At 65.4% G+C, this 26772-nt stretch carries 27 protein-coding genes; 16 read left to right on the top strand and 11 right to left on the bottom strand.

The genetic code is table 11. From position 1 onward, the window contains the following. Window positions 1–154 precede the first annotated feature (154 nt). Complete coding sequence (fumC, locus tag AWJ14_RS13535; RefSeq protein ID WP_066180090.1) at window positions 155–1549, top strand: class II fumarate hydratase; 1395 nt, start codon at window positions 155–157, stop codon at window positions 1547–1549. A 168-nt stretch (window positions 1550–1717) separates the two neighbouring features. On the opposite strand, the gene AWJ14_RS13530 is transcribed toward fumC, so the two are convergent. Next, a complete protein-coding gene (locus AWJ14_RS13530) occupies window positions 1718–2302 on the bottom strand; it encodes an RNA polymerase sigma factor (protein ID WP_066180613.1) in 585 nt (194 codons plus the stop codon). Between the two features lies 1 nt (window position 2303). Continuing rightward, window positions 2304–2468, bottom strand: a complete 165-nt coding sequence (locus tag AWJ14_RS22435) for a NepR family anti-sigma factor (protein ID WP_171904882.1) — start codon at window positions 2466–2468, stop codon at window positions 2304–2306. A 176-nt stretch (window positions 2469–2644) separates the two neighbouring features. On the opposite strand from AWJ14_RS22435, the gene AWJ14_RS13520 reads away from it, so the two are divergent. The 14 genes from AWJ14_RS13520 to AWJ14_RS13455 all read left to right on the top strand — a co-directional run bounded on the left by AWJ14_RS13520 (window position 2645) and on the right by AWJ14_RS13455 (window position 13198). After that, a complete protein-coding gene (locus AWJ14_RS13520) occupies window positions 2645–3469 on the top strand; it encodes a response regulator (protein WP_066180085.1) in 825 nt (274 codons plus the stop codon). Window positions 3470–3514: 45 nt separating this feature from the next. Further along, window positions 3515–3679, top strand: coding sequence for a DUF1328 domain-containing protein (locus AWJ14_RS13515; RefSeq protein ID WP_066180084.1), 165 nt, complete (start codon window positions 3515–3517; stop codon window positions 3677–3679). Window positions 3680–3893: 214 nt separating this feature from the next. Further along, window positions 3894–4832, top strand: a complete 939-nt coding sequence (locus AWJ14_RS13510; RefSeq protein WP_171904881.1) for a sensor histidine kinase — start codon at window positions 3894–3896, stop codon at window positions 4830–4832. A 165-nt stretch (window positions 4833–4997) separates the two neighbouring features. Continuing rightward, entirely contained in the window at window positions 4998–5336 is a 339-nt protein-coding gene (locus tag AWJ14_RS13505; protein ID WP_066180079.1) for a hypothetical protein, read from the top strand. A gap of 121 nt (window positions 5337–5457) precedes the next feature. Beyond that, on the top strand, window positions 5458–5949 hold the full coding sequence (locus AWJ14_RS13500; RefSeq protein ID WP_066180077.1) for a DUF2383 domain-containing protein: 492 nt from the start codon (window positions 5458–5460) through the stop codon (window positions 5947–5949). A 161-nt stretch (window positions 5950–6110) separates the two neighbouring features. Then, entirely contained in the window at window positions 6111–6308 is a 198-nt protein-coding gene (locus AWJ14_RS13495; protein WP_066180075.1) for a CsbD family protein, read from the top strand. A 77-nt stretch (window positions 6309–6385) separates the two neighbouring features. Further along, window positions 6386–7174 carry a Crp/Fnr family transcriptional regulator gene (locus tag AWJ14_RS13490; protein WP_066180074.1) on the top strand — a complete coding sequence of 263 codons (789 nt, stop codon included), beginning with the start codon at window positions 6386–6388 and terminating at the stop codon, window positions 7172–7174. 222 nt (window positions 7175–7396) lie between these two features. Next, window positions 7397–9049 (top strand): CHASE domain-containing protein, encoded by a 1653-nt coding sequence (locus AWJ14_RS13485; RefSeq protein ID WP_083220257.1) that lies wholly within the window; start codon window positions 7397–7399, stop codon window positions 9047–9049. 166 nt (window positions 9050–9215) lie between these two features. Further along, entirely contained in the window at window positions 9216–10280 is a 1065-nt protein-coding gene (locus tag AWJ14_RS13480; RefSeq protein ID WP_245304276.1) for an AI-2E family transporter, read from the top strand. 136 nt (window positions 10281–10416) lie between these two features. After that, complete coding sequence (locus tag AWJ14_RS13475) at window positions 10417–11406, top strand: PRC-barrel domain-containing protein (RefSeq protein ID WP_066180068.1); 990 nt, start codon at window positions 10417–10419, stop codon at window positions 11404–11406. A 154-nt stretch (window positions 11407–11560) separates the two neighbouring features. Next, entirely contained in the window at window positions 11561–11896 is a 336-nt protein-coding gene (locus tag AWJ14_RS13470; RefSeq protein WP_066180066.1) for an ElaB/YgaM/YqjD family protein, read from the top strand. A 7-nt stretch (window positions 11897–11903) separates the two neighbouring features. Further along, the gene (locus AWJ14_RS13465) at window positions 11904–12311 is read left to right on the top strand and encodes a hypothetical protein (RefSeq protein ID WP_066180063.1); all 408 of its coding nucleotides are present in this window, start codon (window positions 11904–11906) and stop codon (window positions 12309–12311) included. Window positions 12312–12353: 42 nt separating this feature from the next. Next, on the top strand, window positions 12354–12626 hold the full coding sequence (locus AWJ14_RS13460) for a hypothetical protein (protein WP_066180060.1): 273 nt from the start codon (window positions 12354–12356) through the stop codon (window positions 12624–12626). 53 nt (window positions 12627–12679) lie between these two features. Beyond that, entirely contained in the window at window positions 12680–13198 is a 519-nt protein-coding gene (locus AWJ14_RS13455) for a Dps family protein (protein ID WP_066180057.1), read from the top strand. Between the two features lie 121 nt (window positions 13199–13319). On the opposite strand, the gene AWJ14_RS13450 is transcribed toward AWJ14_RS13455, so the two are convergent. The 6 genes from AWJ14_RS13450 to AWJ14_RS13425 all read right to left on the bottom strand — a co-directional run bounded on the left by AWJ14_RS13450 (window position 13320) and on the right by AWJ14_RS13425 (window position 20562). Beyond that, window positions 13320–14270 (bottom strand): acetamidase/formamidase family protein, encoded by a 951-nt coding sequence (locus AWJ14_RS13450; protein WP_066180053.1) that lies wholly within the window; start codon window positions 14268–14270, stop codon window positions 13320–13322. Then, window positions 14267–15046, bottom strand: a complete 780-nt coding sequence (locus AWJ14_RS13445) for a FadR/GntR family transcriptional regulator (RefSeq protein ID WP_066180051.1) — start codon at window positions 15044–15046, stop codon at window positions 14267–14269. The genes AWJ14_RS13450 and AWJ14_RS13445 overlap by 4 nt, the downstream gene beginning before the upstream one ends. Then, window positions 15030–16046 carry an ABC transporter ATP-binding protein gene (locus AWJ14_RS13440; RefSeq protein WP_066180047.1) on the bottom strand — a complete coding sequence of 339 codons (1017 nt, stop codon included), beginning with the start codon at window positions 16044–16046 and terminating at the stop codon, window positions 15030–15032. Before AWJ14_RS13440 ends, AWJ14_RS13445 begins: the two co-directional genes overlap by 17 nt. Further along, on the bottom strand, window positions 16039–17988 hold the full coding sequence (locus tag AWJ14_RS13435) for a dipeptide/oligopeptide/nickel ABC transporter permease/ATP-binding protein (protein WP_083220255.1): 1950 nt from the start codon (window positions 17986–17988) through the stop codon (window positions 16039–16041). Before AWJ14_RS13435 ends, AWJ14_RS13440 begins: the two co-directional genes overlap by 8 nt. Then, the gene (locus tag AWJ14_RS13430; protein ID WP_066180044.1) at window positions 17988–18932 is read right to left on the bottom strand and encodes an ABC transporter permease; all 945 of its coding nucleotides are present in this window, start codon (window positions 18930–18932) and stop codon (window positions 17988–17990) included. The genes AWJ14_RS13435 and AWJ14_RS13430 overlap by 1 nt, the downstream gene beginning before the upstream one ends. Window positions 18933–19002: 70 nt before the next feature. Next, window positions 19003–20562: an ABC transporter substrate-binding protein gene (locus tag AWJ14_RS13425; protein ID WP_066180605.1), complete on the bottom strand. Its 1560-nt coding sequence runs from the start codon at window positions 20560–20562 to the stop codon at window positions 19003–19005. Between the two features lie 147 nt (window positions 20563–20709). Between AWJ14_RS13425 and AWJ14_RS13420 the strand changes: the two genes are divergently transcribed. Next, window positions 20710–21957: a Zn-dependent hydrolase gene (locus tag AWJ14_RS13420; protein WP_066180041.1), complete on the top strand. Its 1248-nt coding sequence runs from the start codon at window positions 20710–20712 to the stop codon at window positions 21955–21957. A 10-nt stretch (window positions 21958–21967) separates the two neighbouring features. Here the strand turns inward: AWJ14_RS13420 and AWJ14_RS13415 are convergent, their stop codons facing one another. Genes AWJ14_RS13415 through AWJ14_RS13405 form a run of 3 tightly spaced genes read right to left on the bottom strand, consistent with a single transcriptional unit; the run spans window position 21968 to window position 26746 of the window. Then, a complete protein-coding gene (locus AWJ14_RS13415) occupies window positions 21968–23131 on the bottom strand; it encodes an osmoprotectant NAGGN system M42 family peptidase (protein ID WP_066180039.1) in 1164 nt (387 codons plus the stop codon). Beyond that, window positions 23131–24963 (bottom strand): N-acetylglutaminylglutamine synthetase, encoded by a 1833-nt coding sequence (gene ngg / locus AWJ14_RS13410; RefSeq protein ID WP_083220254.1) that lies wholly within the window; start codon window positions 24961–24963, stop codon window positions 23131–23133. Before ngg ends, AWJ14_RS13415 begins: the two co-directional genes overlap by 1 nt. Before the next feature lie 7 nt (window positions 24964–24970). After that, entirely contained in the window at window positions 24971–26746 is a 1776-nt protein-coding gene (locus AWJ14_RS13405) for an N-acetylglutaminylglutamine amidotransferase (protein ID WP_066180037.1), read from the bottom strand. Between the last annotated feature and the right edge of the window lie 26 nt (window positions 26747–26772).

Below are 26772 nucleotides of genomic sequence, written 5' to 3'. Positions count from 1 at the left end.
ACGTCCGCTGCGCGGAGGAGGTTCCATCCTGCGCCTCGGCACCAGGGAGAAAGCTTGACCCGGGGCGATGCGGGCTTACCCTTCTCCTGGGCACGGATCGACAGACCTGGTTCGCCGGCACGGGCCGGCGCGAAGGACACGGAAAGGCTTGAAGATGACGGGAACACGCACGGAAACGGATACGTTCGGGCCGATCGAGGTGCCGGAGGATCGCCTGTGGGGCGCACAGACCCAGCGCAGCCTTCACAATTTCCGGATCGGCGACGAGACCATGCCGCTGCCGCTCATTCACGCCTTCGGCCTCGTCAAGCAGGCGGCCGTGCTTGCCAACATGGAGGCGGGGCTGATCGAGCCCGACATCGGCGAGGCCATCGCCGACGCCGCGCGCGAAGTCGCCGACGGCACGCTCGACGCGCATTTTCCGCTGAAGGTGTGGCAGACCGGGTCGGGCACGCAGACCAACATGAATGTCAACGAGGTAATCGCCAATCGCGCCAACATCGCGCTCGGCGGAACGCCGGGAGCGAAGTCGCCGGTGCACCCGAACGACCACGTCAACCGTTCGCAATCCTCCAATGACAGCTTCCCCTCGGCCATGCACATCGCCGCCGTCCGCGAGCTTTCAGGCGGCCTGATGCCGGCACTCATGCATCTCCATGCCGCGCTCGACGGCAAGAGCAGGGATTGGAATGAGATCGTCAAGCTCGGCCGCACCCATCTTCAGGATGCCACGCCGATCACGCTGGGGCAGGAATTTTCCGGCTATGCCGCCCAGGTCAGCGCCGGCATGGACCGGCTCGAGGCCTGCCTGCCGCGGCTTTATCCGCTCGCCCAGGGGGCAACGGCGGTCGGCACCGGCCTCAACGCGCCGGACGGGTTCGGCGTGCGGTTTGCCGCCCATGTGGCGCATCTGGCTGGCCTTCCCTTCACCAGCGCCGCCAATCCGTTCGAGGCGATCGCCGCCCATGACGCGATGGTGGAACTCTCGGGCGCGCTCAACACGCTGGCGGCGAGCCTCTACAAGATCGCCCAGGACATCCGCTTCCTGGGGTCGGGCCCGCGCTCGGGCCTGGGCGAGCTGATGCTGCCCGCCAACGAGCCGGGCTCGTCGATCATGCCGGGCAAGGTCAATCCGACCCAGTGCGAGGCCATGACCATGGTCTGCGCGCAGGTGATGGGCAACCATGTGACCGTCACCTTCGCCGGCAGCCAGGGCAATTTCGAACTCAACGTCTTCAAGCCGGTGATCGTGTTCAACGTGCTGCAGTCGATCCGCCTCATCGGCGATGCGGCACGGTCCTTCACCGACCATTGCGTGGCCGGGATCGAACCCGACCGCGCGCGCATCGAAGCGCTGATGGAACAGTCGCTGATGCTGGTGACCGCGCTTGCCCCGCATGTGGGCTATGACCGGGCGGCGAAGATCGCCAAGCAGGCGCATGCCACGGGCTCGACCCTGCGCCAGGCCGCCCTCGCGGCGGGCATCGTCGAGGCGGACTATGACAGCTGGGTCCAGCCGCTCGCCATGACCCGTCCGGACCGGGGCTGAAGGTCCGGACGGAAGCCCGAGAGCGGACATTCCCCGTCCCCGCACCCGCCCCGCCTGCGCGAAAGGCGCACGAAAACCCTCGGCAAGCGGGTGGCCTTGCCGTTGCCCCCGACGGGGGAGAGATCTTGTTGTCGGAACCGGGGCGGTATTCGCGACCGGGCGGGAAGCCTACCGCCCGGCGAAGGACTTGTTGACGAGCAATGCCGAGGTGGAGTCGGGGCCGTAATCGCTTTCGCCGTTCACCTCGAGCAGTTCGCGCAGCCGGATGCGGGCACGGTTGACGCGGCTCTTGATGGTGCCCACGGCGACGCCTGCGATTTCGGCGGCCTCCTCATAGGCAAAGCCCGACGCGCCGATCAGGATGATCGCCTCGCGCTGGTCGTCCGGCAGGCTATCGAGGGCGACCTTGAAGTCTTCCATGTCGAGCTTGCCATATTGTTCGGGATGGGTGGCGAGATTGCCCGCGAAAACCCCGTCGGGATCGGGCAGTTCCCTGCCCTTCCGGCGCATCTGGCTGTAGAATTCGTTGCGCAGGATGGTGAACAGCCAGGCACGCATGTTGGTGCCGGGCTGAAAGCTTTCCTGTTTGCCCCAGGCCTTCATCACCGTTTCCTGAACCAGGTCGTCGGCCCGGTCGTGACGGCGTGACAGCGAAACGGCAAAGGCGCGCAGGCCCGGAAGGGCGGCCAGCAGTTCGCGCTTGAACGAGAACGGAACCGCACCTTCGGCGATATTGGTGTGAGGAGCGCTCATCTCAGTGCCCGCCACTCGAACCGCCCGACCGCTCGGCTTCGTCGAGCTTTTCAAGCAAATCGAGAAGCTGACCCGGGATCGGCTCCTGCTCCACGGATTGATAATAGCGCCGAAGCTGCGATCCGATCGCATCGCTGGCGTCATGTTTTGAGGAGCGCTTGCTCATTGCCGCCACTCCTTTCTGATCTTTGCTCATCTTACCCCTTGTCAGCCCACGTTTAATCCACACATGTTGCATGATAATGCGCCGCGGAAAAAAAAGTTCCAAGCCGCGGAACTTTTTTTTGGGCCACGCGTTTGGCTTTCCGTTGCCACTCTCTGTGGACTACCAAGGGGTACATAATGACGACCTTATCCATGCGCATCGCGCCGCATCTTCCCTATCTTCGCCGCTTTTCGCGCGCGGTGACCGGATCCCAGACTTCCGGGGACGCCTTTGTCGCCGCCACTCTCGAGGCCCTGATCGCGGATCTGTCGGTGTTTCCGAAATCCGGCGACGACCGCGTGGCCCTCTACAAGCTGTATTCACAACTCTTCGACAGCCTTTCGGTTCCCATGCCCGTCACAGAGACGCCGTTCGGCTGGGAGCGACGGGCGCGTGCCAATCTCGAATCCGTCACCCCGCAGGCCCGCAAGGCATTCCTGCTGGTGGCGGTCGAAGGCTTTTCGCCCGACGAATGCGCCGAGATCCTGGACGTCGACGCCGCCGAACTGTCGCGGCTGCTCGACACCGCCTCGCGTGAGATCTCCCAGCAGGTCGCGACCGACATCATGATCATCGAGGACGAACCGCTGATCGCCATGGACATCGAGGACATGGTCGAGGCGCTCGGCCACCGGGTGACCGGGGTGGCGCGGACCCATGACGAAGCCCTCGAGCTCTATCGTCGCACGCAGCCGAAGATGATCCTCGCCGACATCCAGCTGGCCGACGGCAGCTCGGGCATCGACGCCGTCAACGACATCCTCAAGGATGAGGCGCTGCCGGTAATCTTCATCACCGCCTTCCCGGAACGGCTGCTGACCGGCGAGAAGCCGGAACCCGCCTTCCTGGTGACCAAGCCGTTCAATCCCGACATGGTAAAGGCGCTGATCAGCCAGGCGCTGTTTTTCAACTCTGCCAGCGAGCAGTCGGCGGAGCCGGCGAAATTGACCGGAACCAACTGAGAATTGGGGCGTTGTCAGACCATCGAATGACAAAGGAGATTTTCGATGCTCTACTACGCTCTCGTGTTTCTCGTCGTCGCCATCATTGCAGGCGTGCTTGGTTTCGGTGGTATCGCCGGAGCTTCGGCCGGAATAGCCCAGATTCTTTTCTTCCTGTTCCTGGCACTGCTGGTGATTTCGGTTGTCGTCAACTTCGTCAGGAAGGTCTGACGCAACCAGGTTCGCCGGCACGCCCGGCAAAGAGATTGACCCGATTGCGTCGGGCGCCGGCCTCGGCCGGCGCCCGATGCAGCTTCAAGCCCGGTGCAGACACACAGGCGTTGGATGTAAAAAAGCTGATGAGTTGGGAATGAAACCAGGATCGATCGATGTGTCTGATCGCTTAAGGTTCGCTTTGGCGGGTTTGCGGAGTGCTGGCGTTTCGATGATGTATCAGGACCGCGATCTCAAGATCCGGTTCTCCGCCAACCTCCCCCAGTCCTGGGCGGGGCAGGACGAACTGACCGGCAAGACCGACAGCGCGCTGTTTGGCGACACCCAGGCTGCCGTGATCTCGATCGCCAAGCGCGAGGTGCTGGCCAGCGGCCAACCCGAGAAGCTGGAAATCCTGCGCGACATGGATCAGGACCGGCACTGGTTCATGCTTCATATCGACCCCGACTTCGACGCCGACGGCAATGTCGTGGGCGTGCTGACCACGATTCTCGACATCGACGACGTCAAGTATCGCGAAACCATCCTCAAGACGCTGTTGCGCGAACTGAGCCACCGGTCGAAGAACCTTCTGGCCATCATCCAGTCGATCGCCTCCCAGACCGCGCGCTATTCCGAGGATCTGGATGGCTTCCTGGTGGCCTTCCGCAGCCGCATCCAGTCCATGGCCCATTCCCAGGACCTCGTCACCGCGTCCGACTGGCGCGGGGCCGAGCTGTTCGCGCTGGTCGAATCCCAGCTCGAGCCGCTGGTGGGGCAGAACTCCGCGCGCTTCGGCATGAGCGGCGAGGACGCCTATCTGTTTCCCAATGCGGCCCTGCATCTGGGGCTCGCCCTGCACGAGCTGACGGTGGATTCGCTGGCCAAGGGCGCACTCGGGCCCGCCGGCGGGGCGATCGAATTGTCCTCCGAGCAGATTGCCGGCGACGGCAATGGCCCGGAACTGGTCGTCACCTGGACGGAAACCTTTGCAAGCGCGCCGGAAAGCAACGGCGCCGACGGGGCCAAGCCAGGGTTTTCCGGCACGGTGCTCGGACGCATCGTGCCGCAGGCGCTGTCGGCCAGCGTGCGCCACGAAACCACCCGGGACCGCATGATCTACCAGCTCACCATTCCCAACAGCCAGTTCGAACTGCATCTACGCCGCTGACCCGGCATTAGCCAGCGGTGGGGCATCTGCCCTGCCCGCCTGGGGCCGAGAGAGCGTGCCTCCGCCCGGCGAAAAGACATTTGTTAACGGTTTCACGCGCCGTGAAACCTCTTGTTAGGAACTTCCCCGCGCCCCGGACGTTATCTCCCGCAAAGGAGAAGCGTTATGGAACACATCGCAGCCTTCATGATTCTTGTTGCCTGCAACGGCGGCTACGACAGCTGCAGCGAGCAGCCGGCCCCTGCAGTCGCCTATGAAACCGTGCAGCAGTGCGAAGCCGAGCTTTCCCCCGCAATCCGCATGATGGCGGCCAAGCAGGACCACGCTCTCGGCAAATGCGTCGAGATCGATCCGGCGCTGCTCTACGAGGACGCCGAGATCGTCTGGGACGTGTCGAAAGACGGTGAGATCGAAGTGGCGATCGAGCTGATCGACCCCGAGATCAATCTGCAGACGCTGGCCCAGTCCGACAGCAATCGTGACGAAACCCGCCAGATGAACTGATTCCGCCCGGCCATAGGGGCCGGAACGGGAAACGGCCGGAGCAAAGGGCGACCGGCCGCACCAAGCGCGATACCCGATCCCATACCCCCAAAACCTTCAACGTCATCAAACGAGGCTTACCATGACAACCCAACACGCCAATGAAGAAACCGCGAAAGTGCTTGACGCGATCGGCGACACCCACGTGCTTCTGATCGACGCCGTGCACGGCTATGACGTGATGCTCGAAAAGGCCGAACCGGAAATCACCGACACCATCCGCTCGATCCGCCAGACCAACGAGCGCCAGGCGGGCGAACTCGCCTCCTTCCTGACCTCCCAGGGAAGGCACCCGTCCGAGGACGGCTCGTTCATGTCGACCGTGCACGAGGGCGTGGTGCGCACCCGCGCCTTCTTCACCGACATCGACGAAGACGTGTTGCCCTCGGTCGCCGACGGCGAACGCTGGCTGGTGTCCTCCTACGACGATGCGCTGGAGGCGCTCGCCAAGCACACGCAGGCGCTGCCCGCCGCAACCTTCGACGCCGCACACACACTGCTGATCAAGCACCGGAGCGAACTCGAAGACCTCATCCGCGGCATCGAGACCCGTCACCGCGCCATGGCGAGCTGACCCGGTCCTTAGCGAAAAAATAACCGGCCACCCCCATCGGGCGGCCGGTTCCGCGGGAACCAAACACCACCCAGAGCGTTGATATCATGAGCCGATCGGCACACCGACACCGGCTTCCGGATTAGACGAACACCCGATCAACCACCACAAGGAGAAATACCATGAACTGGGATATCATCGAAGGCAAATGGAAGGAATACAAGGGCAAGGCCCAGGCGCAGTGGGGCAAGCTCACCGACGACGACCTCGACCGGATCGAGGGCAACCGCACCGAACTCGCCGGCAAGATCCAGGCCCGCTACGGCAAGACCCGTGACGAAGCCGAAAAAGAAATCGACAATTGGCTCGGCAAGCACTAATCAAGAATCGTGAATTCGACGATCCTGAAGGACCCGGTGGATATCCTGCCGGGTCTTTCGGCGATGAAAGCCGAGCCATGCCACCAAAAAGCCAGAGTGCCATTCCCGAAGATGCCAGCCCGCTGGTGCGCCGGCTTGGCCGCTCGATCCTTCTGACCTCCGAGGAGGTCAAGTTCCTCGAAACCATGCAGGTCAACCGGGCCGAGGTCGACAAGGGCGACGAATTCATCCATGACGGCGACCCCCTGCGCCTGACCTTTCTGGTCCGCAGCGGCTGGGTGATCCGCTACAAGATCACCTCGTCCGGACGGCGCCTGATCATCGGCGTCTCGCTGCCGGGAGATTTCATCGGCCTGCATGTCAATTTCAACAATTCCTCGATCTTCTCGGCCTCCGCGCTGACCAAGGCCTCGGTGGCTCTGATCGAGCCGGTGCGCATTCTCGAGATCCACCGCCGCTTCCCGGTGCTGGCGTCCGGCCTCGACTGGATGACCGTGCGCCATTCCAACATTCTCTCCGAACACAAGGTCTCGCTCGGCGCGCGCACCGCCGCGCAGCGGATCCTGCATTTCTTCCTGGAACTGTGGACCCGGCTCGAACAGGTCGACCTGGCCAATGCCAAGGGCTTCGAACTCGCCCTCACGCAGGAGCAGATCGGCGATTGCATGGGGCTTTCGACGGTGCATGTAAACCGCTCGATCAGCCGGCTGTGCAAGGAGAACCTGCTGCGGATCGACAAGGGCGTGGTGAGCTTTCCCGAGGTCAGCCGATCGGTGAGCTTCGCCGATTTCGACAAGCGCTTCCTGATGGAGTTCTCGACCAAATCCGGCGTCCCGGAACCGATCAACCGCATTGCCTCATATTGATCCAACTTAACCTGCTTAATAGACGCTCCGGCGTTTCCTCTTAAACGTGCACGTCATTTTATGCGTTTGATTTCCCATCAAGTCACCGGGGACCGGATTGTATGTTGACTGCACGATTCGTAAAAGAGTTGAGCCGATCCAAACGGTCCGCACCCGTGTGCGACCTGTGAGCGAAAGTCTTTGAAGAGGATCCCCGTCATCTTGCTGCACCGGGTCCAGCCATTGCTGGTTTTTTGCGTTGTCACGCTGGTGGGCCTGCTCACTGCGGCCGCGTCCTGGTACACCATCGACCACGCCAACCGGATGAGCTTTGCGGCCATCGCCGAGGATGCGGTGCAGCGCCTGAGCGACCGCATCGACACGCATGTGCTGATGATCAACGCCGCGGAAGCCTTTTTCGAGGCGGACGGCGAGGTCCCGAGCGCGGACAACTTCGAAACCTTCGTCGGCCACCTGAAGAAGAACGAACGGTTCCGCGGGGTTCAGGGCATCGGCTTTGCCCGTTATGTCCGCACCGGCCCGCAATCGGATGAGACGATCGCGCGCGAGATCGAGAAGAACTACGGCATCAGCCGTGCGCCCTGGCCGGAAACGACCGAGGAGATCCGCACGCCGATCGTGATGATGGAGCCGCAGACCAGCCGCAGTTTCGGCGCGCTCGGCTTCGACATGTACACAAATCCCGTCCGTCGCGCCGCCCTGCTGGCGGCGCTGTCGGAAAACCGGCTGCGCGCCTCGGGCTCGGTGCGGCTGGTGCAGGAGCCCTCGGGCAGCTCCCAGGCCGGCTTCGTGATGTACACGCCGTTCTTCGCCGCCACTTCCGGCCGGATCCTGGGTTTCGTGTTCGCCCCGTTCCGGGTCGGCGACCTGTTCGATGCCGCGCTCAACCGGCTGCCCGCCCTGCCGGTGCATATCACCGCCTGGGACGGCGAGCCCTCCGACAGCAGCCTCATCTACACCTCGCCGGGCAAGCCTGGCACGCATTTCGGCACCAGCGAGGAGATCACCACCTCGCTCGAAGTGGCCGGACGCACCTGGCGGCTGGAAATCCATCCGTCGGAGATCTACAGCCCGCCCTCGGACCAGACCCAGACCTTCATGCTGGTGATCGCCTCGGTGCTGCTGGCCGCGGCACTCGCCGCCTCGTCGCATTCGCAGCAACGCACCATCGAGGTCGGTGAAGCCCTGCGCGAGGAGAGCGAGCGCGCGCTGACCGAGCGCGAATTCCTGCTGCAGGAAATGAAGCACCGCATCAAGAACATGATTGCGCGCGTGCTGGCGATCTCGCGGCAGACGGCGCGCGCCTCGGAGGATCTGCAGGACTTCTCGAAATCCTTTTCCGCGCGCTTGCAGGCGATGGCCGCCTCGCAGGACCTGCTCGCCCGCACCGCCTGGCAGGGCGCGGACCTGGAGACGCTGTTGACGCAGGAGCTCAAGCAGCTCTTCGGCGACGATCCGATCGAGGACAAGTTCACCGGCCCGAAGATCGAGCTCAACGAGACGGCGACGCAGGCCTTCGGCCTCGCCTTCCACGAGCTTGCCACCAATGCGCTCAAATACGGTTCGGCCCGGGCGCCGGGCGGCACCCTCAACATCGCCTGGTCGATCAAGCCCTTGCCTGGCAAGAAGGCGGATCTGGTGCTGACCTGGTCGGAAACCAGCCCCGAGCCGTTCGATGCGCAAGAGGTGGAGCCGCTCGGCACCAAGACCGGCTTCGGCACCAAGCTTCTCGACGCCACCATTCGCGGCGAAATGGGCGGATCGATCACCTCCGTGAAAAGCGAACGCGGCATCGACGTGACCATCCGCGTTCCGTTCGACCGGGTGACGTCGGCGGCATCCAAGGCCAAGCCGGGCACCAAATCCCGCAAGTGACCGCGCCGTCGCCGCGCCCGGCGCGGCGGCCATGACCGGCCCCGGCCCGGGGCGCACGCGGAACAAAACGGGGCCTGCAGCATTTCCCTCACTCAATAGAGGGGTCTCGATGAAGCACATGTACCGCATGGAACCACCCGTGGTTCGGATCGCTGCGAGGTCCGGAATGGACGCGAGCCTGCAATCGGTGTCGCGGATCGCACTGATCGTGGTCGGACTTGTGGTTGCCCTCACGGCGCTCGATCAGGCCCAGGCGCTGGTGGCGCCGGTCTGCCTCGCCATCATCACCGGCCTGATGGCCTCTCCCGTGGCCTCCGCGCTCGAACGCTACATTTCCCCCTCGCTGTCGGCGGGCATCGTGGTCATCCTGTTCCTCACGCTGATCGGCTCCGCGATCACGCTGTTCTCGCTGCCGCTTTCGATCTGGATGGACCGCCTGCCCGAGATCTGGCGGGAGTTGCAGCGCCACCTGCTCGACTGGCAGACGGTGTTCGAAACGCTCGGCGGCGTGCAGGAACAGATCCGCGCGATTTCGGGCGGCAAGGCGCAGATGACGGTGGACATCGCCGACACCTCGACGGTGGAGGACATCGCCACGCTGGCGCCGGCGCTCGCCGCGCAGATCCTGCTTTTCCTGGCGAGCCTCTATTTCTTCATGGCCACCCGCCACACGCTGAGACAGAGCATCCTGTCGCTGTGCTTCAGCCGCCATGCGCGGCTGCGCACGGCGCGCATGTTCCGGGATGCGGAGTGGTTCGTGTCGCGCTACCTGCTGTCGATCACCGTGATCAATGCCGGCCTGGGCGTCGCCACCGCGGCGGCGATGTGGCTGATCGGCGTGCCCCAACCCTATCTGTGGGGCATGCTCGCCTTTCTTTTGAACTACATCGTCTATATCGGCCCGGCGGTGATGGCCGGCATCCTGCTCGGCGTCGGGCTCGCCACCTGGGACACGCCGCCGGCGATCTTCTTTCCGATGGCCGCCTATCTCACGCTCAACATGATCGAGGCCCAGTTCGTCACGCCGCAGGTCATCGGCCGCTCTATGACGCTGAGCCCATTCCTGGTGTTTCTGTCGCTGGCGTTCTGGATCTGGCTCTGGGGTCCGGTGGGCGGCCTGCTGGCCGTGCCGTTCCTGCTGATCGGATATGCGGTGATGCGCAACTCGCTGATGATGAAGCCCGCGACTTCGCGCGTGCAGCGCGGCGCGCCCACCCCGACGGGCAACTGAGCAAAAAAAATCGCCTGTCCCGGAACCAAGAGCGGGCAGGCGGCGTTTCCATTTCGTAACTCCGCCGAGCCGGTCCAGCGCTCTCACACACAAGTCCAGCCCGGCGGGCACCTTTCGATGCAAAGAGGAATTTACCATGTTCAAGATGCTTTTGGCCAGCACGGCCCTGACAGCTCTCGTTACGACGTCTGCTTTCGCACAGAGCAGCACGACGACCACGGACACCAATGCAGCGGCAACGACCACCGCCGAAGCAACCACCACCGAAGCCCCCGATGCCGCCGGCATCGTCCACGGCGCCACCCTGGCCAGCGACCTGATCGGTTCGGCCGTGTATGAATCGAGTGCCAAGGACGCCGCTTCGATCGGCGACATCAATGACCTCGTCATCAGCCCCGAAGGCGAAGTCGCCTCCGTCATCGTTGGCGTCGGCGGTTTCCTGGGCATCGGCGAAAAGGACGTCGAAGTCGAATACGGCACCATCGAGTGGGCCGACCGTGACGGCCAGCGCTGGCTCGTTGCCAATATGAGCCGCGAGCAGCTCGAAGCCGCACCGGCCTTCGACCGCACCAACATCTACACCGAGGCCAAGTCGGAGCCGGAAGGCGCCGAGACCAACATGGCGACCGGCACCGACACCAACATGGCAGCCGGCACCGGCACCGACATGACGGCCGACACCAACGAGAACGCCGAGCAGGCCACGGCCGAGCGGGTCGAGAACGGCCAGAGCGCTGTCGCTGACGCCGAAACCAAGACCCAGGCCCAGGTCATCGACCGCATGAAGATGACCCAGGTCAAGGCCGGCGACTTCACCGCCGACGACCTGACCGGCCAGACCGTCTATGGCGCCAATGACGAAAACATCGGCGAAGTCGGCGAAGTGCTCATGAGCGCCGACAACCAGATCGAAGGCTTCACCCTCGATGTGGGCGGTTTCCTCGGCATCGGCGAAAAGGAAGTGGCCGTTTCGCCCGAGAACCTCGACATCCGTGCCGACGCCGACGGTGAGCTGATCGTGTTCACGCCCTTCACCAAGGAGCAGCTGGAAGCCCAGCCGGAGTACAACGAAGACGCCTGGAAGGCTGACCGTGACTCCGTGATCATGACGGCCCCGGCCGGCTGATCGGGCTCGATCGACACACCTGTTCCCCACGGAACGACAGGCGGCCGCCGGAGCAATCCGGCGGCCGTCCTGTTTTGTCCGGAAAGCCCTGCCGGCGCCGGAACCAAAACCAGGCCTGAGCGTTGGAGGGGTGAACCAACAAAGGAGTTTGACCATGGCAACGATGAGAAAGAGCGACAAGGCGAACGGATCCGACAGCCCGGTGATGGACGACATCGCCGAACGCACCGCCCGCATCCGCGAAGAGCTGGCGGCCCTGGGCGAAGCCCTCGCCGGCGCAGGCGCCGTCAAGGCCGGCGTGGCGCGCGAAGCCGCGGAAACCCGTGTCGACGACCTCATCCGCAGCGGCGAGCGGCTCCTGGCCGACATGTCAGGCCAGCTGTCGCGCGCGGAAAAGCAGATGAGCACCACGGTGCGCGAGAAGCCGGTGCAGTCGCTCGGCGTCGCCGTCGCCGTCGGCTTCCTGGCGGCCATCCTGCTGCGCAGGTAAGGCCAACATGTATTACACGCTGACGTCCATCGCCGCGGCTTATGCCGGCGCCAAGGCGCGCCAGGTCAAGCGGGACATTCTGGTCATGGCGTTCATCGCCATGATGGGTTTCCTGACCGCCCTGTCGCTGCTCGGCGCCTTCGCGGCTTTCGTCGCGCAGACCGAAGGCCCGGTGATCGGGCTTCTGGCAGCGGCCGGTCTGACCGTCGTTCTGGCGCTCGTCGCGCTGGCGATCCGGGCCGTGCTGCGCCGGCGCGCCCTCAGGCGGCAGCGGATCGCGACATCCAGCGCGGCCTCCGCGCTGGCCGTCTCCACCGCATCCAACGTCATTGCCCAGAACAAGGGGATGGCGCTGGCGGCGGGTCTGGCGGTCGGCGTCCTGGCGGGCGTCCTGGTCCGGTCCGGGCGCGACTGAGCGCGACCGGCAGGGCCGCGCAACCGACAAGGAGCTTGAAAGGTGAAAGATCCGATTGATCCCACATCCGTGCGTCAGGGCCGGCTCGGTCGGCAGGTCCTCGTGATCCTGGTGGCGAGCCTGGGGCTTGCCTTCATGTCCGGCTGGGTGCTCTGGGGCGCCGTGGCGAACGAGACGGACCCCTTCAAGGCATTCACCGAGATGCACAAGACCGCGTCGGATTCCGGATCGGCCGAGACCCCCGGTGCGGAGAGGGGCGCAGATGCGGCCTCGCCCTCCCGGGACGGTTCAGCGTCGCTCCACGCCGGCAACTGATTTCGACATCCCATGACAGCGCCTTTGGGCGCCTCAACACGAAAGGCACCGCCATGAGCAAGACAGCCATAGCAAGTCTCACACCCGAAACCTCCAAGGACGCGATTCACACGGGCCTGAAGGCCGCCTACCGCAAGGAGATCGCGAACGACCTGTCGTCGATCCTCGCGGCCACCTATCGGCTGACCATCAAGAGCCATGTCTATCACTGGAACGTGGTCGGCCCGGTCTTCAAGTCGATCCATGACCTGACCGAAGAGCACTACAACGCGCTGTTCGAAGCCACCGACATCATCGCCGAGCGCATCCGCGCGCTGGGTCATCTCGCGCCGGTGCGCTTCGCCATGACCGAGACCTTTGCCCCCGCCAAGGGCGACGATGTCGACCAGGGATCGGCCCATGACATGGTCAATGACCTGATCGCCGAGCACGAACAGGCGGTGCGCGACATGCGCAAGGCCGCGGCCAAGGCCGGTGACAATGACGACATGGTGACCGAGGACATGCTGACCGCGCGCCTGACCTTCCACGAGAAGGCCTTGTGGATGCTGCGCGCCGTCGTCGCCCAGTAAGCCTGCCCGCGATATCCGGCAAAGGGCGCATCCAGCCTCCCGGACCGCCCGCCCAGACGCCGTTCGCGCACCCCGCGCGGACGGCGTCTTGGTGTGGGCGCCACCCCGGCCTCGCGAGGCGCTACGCAAACACGATGCGCGGGAAATAGAACGAGACCACCCAGTGGGGCGCATCCACGACTTCGCTGATCCTGAGATCGCCGCAGACCGAGCAGAGCATGTAGGCATCCTCGGGGGCGATCCCGCGCCAGCTGCCAAGATGATCGATCATGCCCGAGACCGCGTCGCGCGCGGCCCGCATCAGGTCCGGGCCGATGCCGGTGGTGACCTCGTAGCCCGCAGCGTCGAGATGGCGCGTGACCGGACCGGGGGTCGAAAAGCGCGGGAATGGCGGCGCCCCGCCCTTGATGAGATCGAGCGTGACGACAATGTCCATCGCGCTTTCGATGGCCGTGCCGCAGACTTCGCCGTCGCCCTGGGCGGCATGGGTGTCGCCGACCGAAAACAGCGCGCCGCGCACCTTGACCGGCAGATAGAGTTCGGTGCCGGCGGCAAGATCGCGGATGTCCATGTTGCCGCCGGTGCTGTAGGGCGGCAGGATGTCGTGGCGCCCGGGTTCGACCGGGGCGACGCCGATGGTGCCGGCGAAGGGTTTGAGCGGCACCCGCGCGATGTCACTGAACACGGCCGGCGTCCGGGCCGTGCGGTCATAGGTCCACAGGTGCAGGCGCGGCGCGGTGAACTGGTCCGCAAGCAGCCCGAAGCCCGGGATGATCGCGCTCCACCCGAAACCGGAGGGGCTGAACTCGCCGATCGTCACCTTGAGCGTATCGCCGGGCTCCGCGCCGTCGACGAAGACCGGGCCGGTGACGAGGTTGACACGCGCCAGGTCCATCCGCGCGATGTCCGCGGCGGTGCTTGCCTGCGTGTAATGCCCGTCGGCCGCATCGCGGCAGCACAGCTCGATGGTCTCGCCCGGGGCGACATGAATCACGGGGGCGAGCGAGCGGTCCCAGCCGCTGTGGCAACAACCGCTGTGGATCGTGCGCCAGGCCGCCGCCCCGCCGCTCACGGCTTCGGCCGCCCGCGGTCGCGCATGGCGGCCCGCTCCTGCATGTAGATTGCCGCCTCGCCCATATGCTCGCGCATGATCTCGCGCGCCCGGCCCGCGTCTCCGGCCCGGATCACGCGCAGGAGCCGCACCTGGTAATTGAGCCCTGCCTCCCTGAGGCCCGGATTTGGGTTCTGGTAGATCTCGCGGCAGACGGTCATGTCCCTGAGCAGGCTCAGCAGGAACACCGCGACGAAGCCCAGCACCTTGTTGGGGCAGTGGCGCGCGAGCTCGGCGTGGAAATCGAGTTCGGCGAGCCGCTGGCGATAGTCCTCCTCGCCGGATGCCGGTTCGGCCTCGTAGAGGCGGATGGTGTCCTTGAGCGCGGCAAACGCTGCCTCCGACAGCGATGCCGAGGCAACGGCGGCGGCAAGCTCGGGCTCGACCAGCATGCGCATGGCATAGATGTCGGCGATGCTCGGCGGCGCGAACAGGAACAGGTTGTCGAGCATCCTGAGCGCGTTCTCGGGCGCGATCGCCGCCACGAAGGCGCCGCCGCCCGGCCCGGTCTTGGTGGTGACCAGGCCCTGGAACTCGAGAAGCTTGAGCGCCTCGCGCAGGGTTCCGCGCGAGACATGGAGCGCATCGGGATCGAGCCAGCCGGCGGGAACCCGGTCGCCGGGCGCGAGGCCCGAGTCCATGATCCGGTCGCGGATCGCATCCGCCGTGATATCCGGGCGCTTGCGCTTGCGCGCCACCGGCGGCACCACCGGTGTGGCGTCAGCCCTGTCCGACATGCTCCCCCTTCCCCGCTTCACGCCCCGCATGGGGGTGAAAACACGCAGCCTTGTGTCCGTCTTCGCCGGGCGCGGACTCGAGCACCGGCTGGCGCTCCTTACACAAGTCGGTGCCGCGCGGGCAACGGGCATGAAAGGCGCATCCCGGCGGCGGATTGTAGGGATCGGGCAATTCGGTATTGGCATCCTCGGACACCAGCGAGCGCCGGCCCGGCGCGGGCGCCGACTGCAGCAAAAGATGCGTGTAGGGATGGCGCGGCGCGCCGAACACGGTGCGCACCGGACCGATCTCGACGATCCTGCCGAAATACATCACCGCCACCCGGTCGCTCACGCTTTCGACCACCGAGAGATCGTGGCTGATGAACACGTAAGTCAGGCCGAAGCGCTGCTTGAGATCGTCGAGGATGTTGAGCACCTGCGCCTGCACCGAGACGTCGAGCGCGGAGACCGGTTCGTCGAGCACGATCAGCTTCGGATCGGCGGCAAGCGCCCGGGCGATGCCGATGCGCTGGGCCTGGCCGCCGGAGAACTCGTGCGGATAGCGGTCGAGGAATTCGGGCGCGAGATTGACCGCCTCCATCAGTTCGGCAAGACGGCCGGCCCGGGCCTTGCGGTCGAGGCCGAGCAGATGGATCAGCGGCGCTTCGAGAATGGTGCGGATGGTCTTGCGCGGGTTGAGCGAGGCGACCGGGTCCTGAAACACATATTGCACTTCGCGCGCCAGCCGCCGCAGGTCGCGACCTGCTTCCGCCACCAGGTCGCGTCCGTCGAAGACGATGCGGCCGCCGGTGGGCGCATCGAGCCCGACAATCAGGCGCGCGAGCGTGGACTTGCCACAGCCCGATTCTCCGACGACGCCGAGCGTTTCGCCGCGCCTGACATCGATGCTGACGTCCTGGACGGCGTGCACGCCGGGGCGCGTTCGGCCGAACAGGGTGCGGCCGCCCCCGAACACGCGTTCGGCCCCATCAATCGACAACAGCGGCGCATCAGACATTCTGGGTCTCCCCGATGAGCGGGTGGATGCAGCGCACCTGTCGACCCGGCGCGAATTCGGTGAGGGCGATCGGACCCGCACGGCAGTCGTCCTCGGCGCGCGGGCAGCGGGCCGCGAAGGCGCAGCCCACCGGCAGGTCGTTGACGACCGGCGGCCGGCCTTCGATGGCGTCGAGCCTGCGGTCGGGCTCGCCCAGCACCGGCACGCAGTCAATGAGCTTGGCGGTGTAAGGATGGGCCGGCGCGCGCAGGATCTCGCCGGTCTCTCCGGTTTCGACGAACTGGCCGGCATACATCACCGCCACCCGGTCGCAGATCGCCGAGACCACGCCGAAATCATGGGTGATGAAGAGGATGCCGGCATTGCGCTCCTTGCGCAGCGTATCGAGCAGCGAGAGCACCTGCGCCTGCACGGTAACGTCGAGCGCGGTGGTGGGTTCGTCGGCGATGATCACCCGCGCTTCGCCCGCAAGCGCCATGGCGATGCAGACCCGCTGGCGCATGCCGCCCGAAAGCTCATGCGGATAGGCCTTGAGCCGTTCGACCGGATTGGGGATGCGCACAAGGCTCAACAGCTCTGCCGCTTTCTCGCGCGCCTGGCTGCGCGACAGCGGCTGATGCGCCTCTATCGCCTCCACCAGCTGCTCGCCGACGGTGAAGAGCGGATGCAGCGTCGACAGCGGATCCTGGAACACGTGGCTGACCGCAAGCCCGCGCAGTTGGCGCACGCGCTCGTCGGAAACCGAGAACAGGTCCTCGCCGTCAAACAGCGCCACGCCACCGGTGATGCGGCCCGGCGGGGTCGGCACCAGCCCCATGATCGACATGGCGGCGACGGATTTGCCGGACCCGGACTCGCCAACGATGCCCAGACACTCGCCCTTGCCGATGCGCATGTCGACGCCGCCGACGGCACGGAAGACCTGGCTGCCGATGTGGAATTCGGTTCTGAGCCCCTGCACGTCGAGCACCGCGCCCGGCGCGGGCGTGGCGCCTTCGGGCACCTGCCTGCGTTCGACCGCCGTGCGCGCCACCGGCCGTGTGAGCGCACCGGATTTCAGCCGCGGGTCGAGCACGTCGCGCACGCCGTCGCCGAGCAGGTTGATGCTCATCACCAGAATGAAGATCATCACGCCGGGAATGATCGAGACATGCGGCGCGGTGAACAGGATCTTGCGCCCGTCACCCAGCATCGAGCCGAGGTCGGCCTGCGGCGGCTGCGCGCCCAAGCCCAGGAAGGACAGGCCCGCCGTCTCCAGGATCATCCAGCCGACCGTGGTCGACATGGTGATGATGATCACCGGCAGCACATTCGGCAACACCTCGATGAACAGGATCTGCGCATGGCTCTTGCCCGACAGCCGCGCCGCATCGACGAATTCGCGCCGCGACAGGCCGAGCGCGATGCCGCGGATGTTGCGGGCGAAGAAGGGGATGTTGACCACGGCGATGGCATAGAGCGCATTGAGCAGGCCGGGGCCCAGCACCGCGACGATGGCGAGCGCCAGGAGGATGTAGGGAAAGGCCATGACCATGTCGATGCCGCGCATCAGCAGCGTGTCGACCCGGCCGCCGGCATAGCCCGCGACGAGCCCGATCAGCGAGCCGAAAAAGGCGGCGATCAGCGTGGCCGAGACGCCGACGGCGAGGCTCACGCGGCTGCCCCAGACGAGGCGCGAGAGAATGTCGCGGCCGAGCGCGTCGGTGCCGAGCAGATGACCTTCGCTCAGCGGCCGCATCAGCCGGTCGGCGGGCGCCGTCACGTCCGGATCGGGCAGCGGTAACACCGGCGCCAGCAGCGCCGTGACCACGATCAGCGCGAACACCAGGAGGCCCGCGGTCGCGAGCTTGTTGTTGAACAGAAGCCGCAGGCTGTCGGGCCGGCTGGAGCGGTGTTTTGCCGGACGCACGGCCGGCGCGGGTGCAGTGCTTGCTTCGGCCATCAGCGCAACCTCGGATCGAGCACGGTCTGGAGCACGTCGGCCGCCAGGTTGAACAGAACATAGGCGCTCGCGACCACCAGCACGCCGCCCTGCACCAGGAGCAGGTCGCGGGTCGAGATCGCCTTGACCAGCATCGAGCCGATGCCAGGCCACTGGAACACGGTTTCGATATAGACCGCGCCGCCGAGCACGAAGCCGGCCTGGATGCCGATCACGGGAATGACGGTCACCAGCGCCGCCTTGAAGGCGTGACGGTAGATCACGCGGTTTTCGGTGACGCCCTTGGCCCGCGCGGTGCGGATATAGTCCTGGCGCAGCACTTCGAGCATGGCGGTGCGGGTCAACCGCGCGATCACGCCGGTGGCGACGACGGCAAGCGTCAGCGCCGGCAGGAACAGGTGATGCAGCAGGTCGAGCGGCCCGCCGCCGCCATAGATCGCGTACATGCCGGAGGCCGGGAACCAGCGCAGATTGACGGCAAAGACGAGGATCAGCAGCAACCCGAGCCAGAACGAGGGGATGGAGATGCCCACCAGCACCACCAGCGTGATGGTCTTGTCGACCCAGGAGAACTGGCGGACGGCGGAGACGACGCCGGCAATCAGGCCGAGGATCGAGCAGAGCACCAGCGCGGTGCCGGCCAGGATCAGCGTCGCGGAGAAGCGCTCGAGCACCTCGTCGAGCACCGGGCGGTTCAATGTGTAGGAGCGGCCGAGATCGCCCTGAAACAGGTTCGCGATCCAGATCAGGTATTGCTGCAACAGCGACTTGTCGAGGCCGAGATCGCGGTTGAGCTTCTCGACGTTTTCGGGCGTGGCATAGGAGCCGAGGATGGCGGTGGCCGGATCGCCCGGAATCATCGCCATGATCAGGAAGACGATCACCGTCAGTCCGAACAGGACGGGAATGGCGGCCAGAAGGCGTTTGGCGATATAGGCCGACACGGGCGCTCTCCGAAGCGGGGGTCAGGGGGCGGCGGGCGGCCCTTCGGCAAGACCGCCCGCCCCGGCTTGGTTACTGCGGCTTGGCCACGTGCTGAAGCATCAGGAAGAACGAAGGCTGCAGCTTGAAGTTCTCGACCGAGGCCTTGGTCACCGCATTCTGCTTCCAGTTGGCGACGAACACCCAGGGCGCATCCTCCTGCACGATCGGCTGCATTTCGCGGTAGAGCTTCGCGCGCTCCTCCTGGTCGGTGGCGCGGCGGGCCGCTTCGAGCAGTTCGTCGACCTTCGGGTTCGAGTAGTAGCCCGAATTGAAGCCACCCTTGTCGGGCCAGGCCTCGGTCCTGAGCGTCAGGAACGGCAGCGTGTCAGGGTCATTGGTCATCCAGGCCATTTCGGCCATGTCGGCCTTGCCTTCGAGCCCCGGATTGACCTTGCCCAAGAAGGTGTTCCACTCGTAGGTCTCGATCTTGACCTTCATGCCCACGGCTTCGAGATCGGCCTGGATGGCCGTGCCCATGGCGATCGGATCGAGCATGCCCGAGCCGCCTTCGGTCACGTAGAAGGTGATTTCCTCGCCGTTGTAGCCGGCCTCCTTCAACAGTTCGCGGGCCTTGTCGGGATCGTAGGGATAGGGCTCGAGCGCCTCGTCATAGGCCCAGGCGAAGGCCGGCGGTGTCGGGCCCGCGGCCACTTCCGCGGTGCCCTGCAGGATGTTGTCGACCAGCGCCGTCTTGTTGACGGCGTAGTTCGCCGCCTGGCGGATTTCCCTGGTGGCGAAGGGGCCTTGCTTGGTGTTGAGGATCAGGAACCAGACATGCGGGCCCGCCTGTTCGGAGACCTTGAAGGCCGCGTCGGTGCGGAACTGCTCGAGGCTGTCCGGCGGCACCTCGACCATGATGTCGAGCCCGCCCGAAAGCATCTCGGCAATGCGGGTGTTGGCGTCGGTGATCGGCCGGTAGATCACGGCCTCGAGCTCCGGCACGCCGTCCCAGTAGCCCTCGTTGCGGGTGACCACGACCTTGGCATTGGCCTCCCATTCGGCGAATTTGTAGGCGCCGGTGCCCGAGGGATTGCGGCCGAAATCCTTGCCGTGCTGCTTCACGCTCTCGGGCGAGACGATCAGGCCGGTGGGATAGGCGAGATTGGACAGGAACGGCGCATAGGGTTCCTTGAGCTTGAACTCGACGGTCAGATCGTCGACCGCGGTGACGCTGTCGACCGCCGAGAAGAAGAACGCCAGCGGGAACGGCCCGGTGTCGTGGAACGGGTGGGCCTCGTCCAGCATCCGGTCGAAATTGAACTTGATCGCCTCGGCGTTGAGCGGCGAGCCGTCATGGAAGCTCACGCCCTCGCGCAGCTTGAAGGTATAGACGGTACCGTCGTCGGACACGGTCCAGCTTTCGGCGAGCGCGGGTTCGACTTCGAGGGTTCCGTCCTTGTAGCGCACCAGCCCGTCATAGACGTTCATGAGGATGCGGAAGTCGTTGACCGCGGTGACCGCATGCGGATCGAGCGATTTCGGCTCGGCAATCTGGCCGATGACAAGCACATTGGGGGGCGTCTGGGCGAAGGAAGGGGTCGCGAATGCAAGCGAAAGAACCGTCGCCGCCGCAGCCAGAAATCTCTTCATGGCGATCTCCATCGTTGCTGATGGGCGGAGATTAATTCGGAAAATTCCCTCCAATGCAAGCATTTATTATGATAAATTACCCCTCAGATCGTGCCGGCTGACCCGCCGCCCCGCCCGCTTCTCATCCACGGAGACACGTCCGGTCCCATGCGCTCCACCGCTCCCGTCATCGACCTGCCCCGGCTGCAGCGCCTGCTCGAGGGCGTGAATGCCTTCGGATTTAACGCCGTCACCGGCGGCTACAACCGCACCGGCTACTCGCCCGAGGACATGGCGGTGCGCGACTGGTTTGCCGCGCAGATGCGCGAGGACGGGCTCGCGGTCAGCCGCGACGGGGTCAACAACCTGTTCGGGCGCTATGGCCCCGCCGAGGGCGCCTGCGTGATGGCGGGCTCGCATCTCGACACCGTGCCCGAGGGCGGCGCATTCGACGGATCGCTCGGCGTCTGCGTGGCGCTCGAATGCGTGCGCGCCCTGCGCGATGCCGGGATCGAACCCAGGACCGCGATCGTGGTGGTAGCGACGGCGGAGGAGGAAGGCCGGTTCGGCGGCATGCTCGGCTCGCAGACGATTGCGGGCGTGGTCGATCCCGGCTGGCTCGACCGGGCATCGGACAGCGACGGCGTTCAGCTCACCGATGCCATGGCGGCGCAGGGCCTCGACGCCCAGGACGCCCTCGCCTCGGCCTGGCCGAAGGGATCGATCAGGGCGTTTCTCGAACTTCATATCGAGCAGGGGCCGGTGCTGGAGCGGCAGGCGATCCCGATCGGCATCGTCGAGGGAATTTCCGGCGTGTGCAATCTGCAGGTGCGCTACGAAGGCACGGCCAACCATTCGGGCACGACGCCGATGGAGATGCGCGCCGACGCCTTTGCGGGGCTCGCGGCCTTCGCCGCAGGCATCCCGGAGATTCTTGGCGCAAGCGGTGTCCCGGGAACGAGCCGCATCACCATCGGCAAGGTCGAGATCCACCCGAATTTCCCGCACACGATTCCGGGCGTCGCGGAGTTCCTGATCAATATCCGCGACACGTCGGAAGCCGTCATGCGGGCGCTGCGCGCCGCCTGCCTCGAACGGATCGAGGCCACGGCACAGGCCCACGGGCTCGCCCACACGGTCGCGGAAAAAAGCTGGCTGTCGCCGGTGACGCTCGATCCGGACCTGCGCGAGACCATGCGCGCGGAGGCCGACCGTCTCGGCTACAAGGCGCTTGTGATGCCCTCGGGCGCCGGCCACGACGCGCAGACCATGCAGTCGCTGTGTCCCTCGGGGATGATCTTCATCCCGAGCCGCGCTGGCATCAGCCATGCGCCGGAGGAATGGAGCGACTGGGCGGATATCGAAAAGGGCGCGCAGCTGATGCTCAACACGCTCACCCGGCTATCGACCGGTTGACCGCAGCCCCCTAGCTCTCAAGCTCCTCGTCGGCGATCACCGGCGACAGCTCCTGCTCGGCCTTGCCGGCCGGCTGGCGCGTGAAGCCCTTGACGCCCGAGGTCTCCTTGAAATCGCGCTTTATCTCGACCGGGCTCACCGCATAGGCGGTGATCAGTTCGGCGAGCGAGCGCAGGGCGTGGGTGTGGATGCGCTCATAGCCATGCGAGGCATCGACGCCGAAGGTGATCAGCGCCGTGCGCACGTCGGCACCCGCCTCGATGGCGCTGGCCGAATCTGACCGGTAGTAGCGGAACACGTCCTTCTGGTAGCGGATCTCGTTGTCCTTGCACAGTTTCACGAGCTTGCGGGTCAGATGGTAGTCGAACGGGCCGGTCTGGTCGGCCATGGCGATGGTGACGCCAAATTCGTCGGAGTTCTGCCCCGGCGCGGTGGTGCCGTTGTCGACCGCGATCATCGAGGCGATATCGTGGCTGATCACGGAGGAGGCGCCGACGCCCACTTCCTCGGCGATGGTGAACAGGAAATGGATGTCGACCGGGGTCTCCGCCCCCTCGTCCTGCAGCGCCTTCAGCGCGGCCAGCATCACCGCCACGCCCGCCTTGTCGTCGAGATGGCGCGAGACGATGAAACCGTTGTCGAGGAATTCGGGCTGCGGGTCGATGGCGACGATGTCGCCGATCTCGATGCCGAGCTTGACGGTGTCGTTGCGGTTGCGCGACAGCGCATCGATGCGCAGCTCCACATGCTGCCAGCCCACGGGGGCGCTGTCGACCTCGTCGTTGAAGGTGTGACCGGAAGCCTTCAGCGGCAGGATGGTGCCGCGATAGGTGCCGTTGTCGGTGAACACGGTGGTGCGGGCGCCCTCGGCGAAGCGGGCCGACCAGTGGCCGATCGGCACCAGTTCGAGCCGGCCATTGTCCTTCAACTGCTTGACCTGCGCACCGAGCGTGTCGAGATGGGAGACGATCGCCCGCGCGCCGTCGTCGCGCTTGCCCCGCCTGATCGCGCGCATTGCGCCGCGACGGGTCATCTCCACCGTCAGGCCCAGGCGTTCGAGTTCGTGGGTCACATAGCGCACCACGGTGTCGGTGTAGCCGGTCGGGCTCGGGGTTTTGAGCAGCTTCTCGAGAACGTGAAGCATGTATTCGTGATCAATTGCCAAGCGTGACACTAGCAGTCTCCGTCCAGTTCCTTTTGCATCGTCCGGCGCGCGGCCGCAGGCATTGATAACGGAAACAGCAGGTCAATGAAACGTTCGGCGGTGGGCTGCGGCTCGTGATTGGCCAAGCCGGGCCGTTCATTGGCCTCGATGAAGGCATAATCCGGCCGGCTCGGCGATTTCACCATCAGGTCGATGCCGGTCACCGGAATGTCGATGGCGCGGGCGGCGGCAATCGCCGCATCGACCAGCGTCTTGTCGACGATGTCGGTGACATCGTGAATGGTGCCGCCGGTGTGCAGGTTCGCGGTCTTGCGCACGGCGATGCCCTTTTCCGCTGGCAGCACGTCATCGAGTTCGTAACCTGCTTCGCGCACGGTGCGCTCGGTCTCGGCGTCGATCGGAATGCGCGATTCGCCGCCCGTGGCCGCGGACCGGCGCCGGCTCTGCGCCGCGATCAGTTGCCGCACGGTGCGCTCGCCGTCGCCCACCACCGAGGGTGGACGGCGGATGGCGGCGGCGACCACGCGGTAATTGATCACCACCAGGCGCAGGTCCTCGCCCTCGATATATTCCTCGAGTAGCACCGTTTCCGACACGGTCTTGGCCGACGCGATCGCCGCCTTGACGTCGTCCGGATCGGAGACGCCGACCGAAATGCCGCGGCCCTGCTCGCCGCGCGCGGGCTTGACGACGATGCGGCCGCAGCGTTCGACGAAGGCGGCAATCTCTTCAGCACTTGAACCCCCGTCGAGCTGGGCGGGCACGCGCACGCCGGCGGCCGAGACCATGCGCCGGGTGATCGACTTGTCGTCGCAGATCGACAGCGCCACGGCGGAGGTCAATTCGGACAGGCTCTCGCGGCACAAGACCGTGCGGCCGCCCTGGGTCAGGCGGAAATATCCGGCCTCGGCATCGACCGGCTCGACGCGAATGCCCCGGCGGCGCGCTTCCTTGACGATGATCGCCGCATAGGGGTTGAAAGCCGCGTCTGTCTCCGGGCCGGTGTAGAGCAGTTCGTTGATCGGGTTCTTGCGCTTGACGGAGAAGAACGAGACGCGCTGGAAGCCAAGCTTTTCATAGAGCGCGATGGCCTGCTCGTTGTGGTGCAGCACCGAGAGATCGAGGAAGGCCGCCCGGCGCGGCGTGAAATATTCGGCAAGCCTCCGGACCAGCGCCTCGCCGATGCCGGGATGGCGCGCCACCGGATCGACGGCCAGGCACCACAGCGACGAGCCCTTCTCCGGATCGTTGAAGGCGCGCATGTGGTCGACCCCGGTCACCGTGCCGAGGATTTCCCCGGTCTGCTCGTCCTCGGCCACGAAATAGATGATCGAGCGCGCATCGCGCCGGGACCAGAAGAATTCCGGCGGCACCGGCACCATCGACCGCGCCGCATAAATGCGGTTGATCGCGTCGGCATCCGACTGCGATGTGAGGCGCCTTATGAAGAAGCCCTTGGGCGACTTGCGCGAGGGCCGGTAGCGCGACAGGTCAAGCCGGTAGGTGTGCGAGGGATCGAGAAACAGCTCCTGCGGCGCATTGGCGAGAAGCACATGCGGGTCGCGCACATAAACGGCAATGTCGCGCCGGTCGGGCTGTTCGCCGCTCAGCGCCGCAATCATCGAGTCGGGATTGTCGAAGGTCTGGGCGAAGACCAGCCGGCCCCAGCCGCAGTCGAGCGCGAATTCCGGCTTCATCCGCTCAGCGGTATCGCCATGCGGAGCGATCGGCGGCTTCAACCCCTGCTCGCGCATGCGCTTCAAGCGGTGCTGATAGGCGTCGCGCCCCTGACGGTCGCGCCCCCCGCCCCTGACAGCCGCGTCCTTGCCCTTTTCCGCCATGGCGCGCTTACACTCCGTGTGTCTGAAGCCACATTTCCAGAAGTGCCACCTGCCACAGTTCCGAACCGCGCAGCGGCGTGATGTGGCTGGCCGGATCGGCAAACAGCGTGTCGAGATAATCCTGGCGGAACAGGCCCCGTTCGCGCGCGGCCTGAGATCCGAGGGCATCCTTGACCATGTCGAGATAGTCGCCCTGGATATATTTGAGCTGCGGCACCGGGAAATAGCCCTTCTTGCGATCGATCACCTCGTGGGGCACGACCAGGCGGGCGGCGTCCTTGAGAACGCCCTTGCCGTTGTCGTTCAGTTTGAATTCCGGCGGGATGGTCGCGGCCAGCTCCACCAGCTCGTGGTCGAGGAACGGCACCCGCGCCTCGAGCCCCCAGGCCATGGTCATGTTGTCGACGCGCTTGACCGGGTCGTCGACCAGCATGACTTCGGAATCGAGCCGCAGCGCCCGGTCGACCGGCGTGGCCGCGCCCTCGCGCATCAGGTGCCCGCGCACCAGTTCAAGGCTCGCATCGCTGTCGGCGATCCAGCTGTCGCCCAGCTGCCGCTTCAGCGTCTCGTGGCTGCGGTCGAAGAACACCCTGGCGTAGTCGCCGACAACGTCGTTGGAATTGGCGAGCGGCGGATACCAGTGATAGCCGCCGAACACCTCGTCGGCGCCCTGGCCCGACTGCACCACCTTGATGTGCTTGGAGACTTCGCGGCTCAAAAGGAAGAAGCCGATATTGTCGTAGGAGACCATCGGCTCGGACATCGCGCCGATGGTGTCGGGCAGATGGCTGATGAGATCGGCCGACGGCACGAAGATCTTGTGGTGGTCGGTCTCGAAGGTCTTGGCGATCAGGTCGGAATAGACGAATTCGTCGCCCTTCTCACCATTGGCTTCCTCAAAACCGATCGAGAAGGTCATCAGGTCTTTCTGCCCCTCTTCGGCCAGAAGACCGACGATCAGGCTTGAATCGACCCCTCCGGACAACAGCACGCCGACCGGAACGTCGGCGACCATGCGGCGGCGCACGGCAAGCCTGAGCGCGTCATGCACCTTGTCGCGCCAGTCGTTGCGCGTGAGGCCCGCATCCTCGCTGCGCCTCAGATAGGAGGGCTGCCAGTAGAGCCGGTCGCTGGTCGTCCCGTCCGCCTTGATCCGCCGTGTCGTGGCCGGCGGCAGCTTGCGCACGCCCTTGAGGATGGTGCGCGGCGGCGGCACCACGGCATGAAAGCTCATGTAGTTGTGCAGCGCCTCGCGATCAATGGAGGTGTCGATGTCGCCAGCCTTGAGCAGCGCCGGCAGGAACGAGGCGAAGCGGATGCGGTTCGTATCCTGGGCGAGATAGAGCGGCTTGATGCCGAAGCGGTCGCGCGCCAGCACCACGTCGCCGCTGTCGCGCTCGTGGATGGCGAAGGCGAACATGCCGTGGAAACGTTCGACGCAGGCCTCGCCCCATTTGTGATAGGCCTTCAGCACCACTTCGGTGTCGCCGTGCGAGAAGAAGCTGTAGCCCTCGGCGATCAGCTCCGTGCGCAGTTCCGGATAATTGTAGATGCAGCCGTTGAAGACCACCGTGAGCCCGAGCGCGGGATCGGTCATCGGCTGGGCGGCCTTCTCCGACAGGTCGATGATCTTCAAACGCCTGTGGCCGAAGGCCACGCGCCCGCGGGCGACGACGCCGCTTCCGTCCGGCCCCCGCGGGGCCATGGCGTCCGTCATTCGCGCAACGGCGGCCGTATCGGCAAATGTTCCGTCGACACGGATTTCCCCGGCAATTCCACACATCTCGTTCTGTCGTCCCCGATTATTTG

The organism is Parahoeflea olei, from assembly GCF_001703635.1.
Classification (GTDB): Bacteria; Pseudomonadota; Alphaproteobacteria; order Rhizobiales; family Rhizobiaceae; genus Hoeflea; species Hoeflea olei.
The sequence above is the reverse complement of the archived record's forward strand: the minus strand, read 5'-3'. Positions and strand labels throughout refer to the sequence as shown.